3 protein-coding genes are annotated in these 2394 nt (G+C 65.8%); all 3 read right to left on the bottom strand.

The genetic code is table 11. From position 1 onward, the window contains the following. A partial coding sequence (locus VLA96_14330) for a carboxypeptidase-like regulatory domain-containing protein (GenBank protein HSE50380.1) occupies nucleotides 1–371 on the bottom strand: 371 nt, incomplete at its 3' end. Nucleotides 372–397: 26 nt separating this feature from the next. Continuing rightward, complete coding sequence (locus tag VLA96_14335) at nucleotides 398–1255, bottom strand: PIG-L deacetylase family protein (protein HSE50381.1); 858 nt, start codon at nucleotides 1253–1255, stop codon at nucleotides 398–400. Nucleotides 1256–1269: 14 nt separating this feature from the next. After that, a complete protein-coding gene (locus VLA96_14340; GenBank protein HSE50382.1) occupies nucleotides 1270–2256 on the bottom strand; it encodes a polysaccharide deacetylase family protein in 987 nt (328 codons plus the stop codon). Between the last annotated feature and the right edge of the window lie 138 nt (nucleotides 2257–2394).

The raw sequence follows: 2394 nt of genomic DNA on the forward strand, positions 1-2394 counted from the left end.
ACGGCCTCGCCTGTCACCGTGATGGTGTCGGTCTTTGCTTCGATCCGCAGCGGAACGTCCCAGTTCAGGCGCTGGCCGACCGCGAGCTGCACCTTCGTGGTGAGCGTCGCAAACCTGGCCTGGCGCGCGCTCAGCTCGTACTCGCCCGGCGCCAGCCCGGAGATGGCGTAGAGGCCGTCGCCATTCGAGACCGCCTCGCGCACCACGTTGGTCGCGGTATTGCGCGCGTTGATCGTGGCTCCTGCGACGACGGCGCCGGTGGGGTCTCTCACCACGCCGATGATCGCGCCGCTATTCGACTCCTGCGCCAAACCGAGGGAGACGAAGAGGGCGATGACTGCAACGGGGCCGAAGAGCCGAGAAGCCTTCATGGGGTGGTTCGCTCCTTGGATGGAATCTATTTCTGGAACAGGTCCTTCTTCTTCTTCTTTGCCGGACCGCGCCACTGCTGGAAGAGCACTCCGCCTTCCCAAAGCTGCTTCAGCGTAGCGAAGCTCTCGTCCATCATGGCCTGCGTCGCCTGCGACTTATGGCAGCCGATGTCCTTGCGCGCGGCATCCAGGTCCGCCTGCGTGAACGCGACCTGGGCCGTCAGCAGGGCAGGGTCGGTCGGATACATCTTGAAGCCGTACCACAGCGGCGCATTCGCCACGCGCTCGGGCGGGTACCCGATCCAGTAGAGCTGGCGTCCCTTGGTTCGCGCATGACCTTCCTGGAACACCTGCATGGCCACGTCTCCCACGAGGCGATGGTCAGGATGGCCGTACGCTCCCTCCGGTCCCCAGGAAATGATGACTTGCGGATCGAGCTCGTCGATCTGCTTGCGCAGCTCCACCGCAAGCTTGTCGAGCGGCTCGCCGGGATAGGCGACCGCAGGTTTGATCGCCGCGAGACCCGCATCGGGCAAGCCGATCCAGATCGGCGGCTCGATGCCAAGCTCCTTCGCCCCGCACTCGACCTCGCCATGGCGCACGCGGGCAAGTTCGTCTCCTGGTGGGATGCCGGCGTGCGGCATGATCCCCATGCGTCCGTCGGTCGCCACCATCAGATAGACCTTGACGCCTTGCCGAGCGTAAGCCGCCAGCACCGGCGCGACGATGGTCTCGTCATCGGGATGCGCGAAGAGCGCAAGCAGGACCTTCTGTTTCGGAGCCGCGTGCGATCTCTTCGGCGGCTTCTGCGCGTACGCGATGGTCGCCACCAGCACAGCTACCGCGAGCGCCGTCGTAATGACCTTCCTGCCATCCCTGCGCATAGAGCCTCCTTCGCCTACTGCCCACCCATGGTCGAATAGCCCTCGGGCAGCGCGCGCGCAAGATCACGCCACCGGACGAGGATGAACTTCTGGTCCTTGAGGAAGTTGCGGAACTCCTTGCTCTTGATGGTATCGAGGTCGAGCTGCCGCCAGGTGGCGCCCCAATTGGGGTGGTCGGCCGTGGCGCCCTGCATCTCGGGGTCGTCATAGGCGGCGTGCACGATGAGCTCATACACTCCGGGGCCGAGCGGCTGGAGCATCTTCTTGTATGCGTCGAGCCACGCATCCTTCTTCATCGGCACGCCGACGTCGATGCTGACCACCTTGTCGATCAGCGCGTCTGCCGGCGGCTCGTTGCCACCCAGGCGATAGGTCCCTGAAATCCGCTCCAGCAGCACCGGGACGCCGTAGGCGCGCCCGACCTTGCGATAGACCTCGAACAGCGCCGGAGACCGGGTGAGCGTCGTCATGTGGGTGTCGAGATGCGAGATCTTGATGCCGGAGGCGCGCGCCTTCTCGACCTGCGCGCGGATCTCGACTTCCACTTGTGCCAGGTCAGCGCGCGGCGGGACGTCGCTCTCGAGCAGCGGGAAGTAGCCGTTCGCGTCCACCAGGGTGGGGACGACCGTGGGGCCGCTCAGCGGTCCCCAGCGGAAGGTGGTCCACTCGCTATTGAGCGCCATGTGGATGCCGAGATCGGCATCGGGATGATCCTTCGCCCACTGGGCGACTTCCGGGAACCACGGCGTCGGCACCATGATCGACGCCGAGGTGATGGCGCCGCTCTCGAAGGCATCGATCGTCCCCCGGTTCACGGAGTGCGACATCCCGAAGTCATCCGCGTGGATGATCAGCAGCTTTGCATCGGCGGGGTAGCCGAGCCGTTCCTGGACGGATCTCTGCGGCGCAGCAGGTTGGGTTGCGGCTTGCGGCTGCGCCGGCGTCATCTGGGCGGCGGCGGAACAGGCGAGCAGAGCGAGCGCGGCGAGCAATCGTTGCATCATGCTTCCTCCATGCGAGCTTTGAACGGCGCCGTGGATTCGCGCACTACCAGTTCGGGCGCGACCCGGCGGTGGATGGCCGCGCCAGAATCGCGCGGCACCGACCTGCGCGGCTACAAGAACCGGCAGCTGCGCGGC

It is taken from the genome of Terriglobales bacterium, assembly GCA_035457425.1.
Lineage (GTDB): Bacteria > Acidobacteriota > Terriglobia > Terriglobales > Acidobacteriaceae > JACPNR01.

Excerpts from the sequence above, each read along its gene's own strand:
- VLA96_14335 (HSE50381.1), bottom strand. The coding sequence starts at position 1,255 with ATGCGCAGGGATGGCAGGAAGGTCATTACGACGGCGCTCGCGGTAGCT.
- VLA96_14340 (HSE50382.1), bottom strand. The coding sequence starts at position 2,256 with ATGCAACGATTGCTCGCCGCGCTCGCTCTGCTCGCCTGTTCCGCCGCC.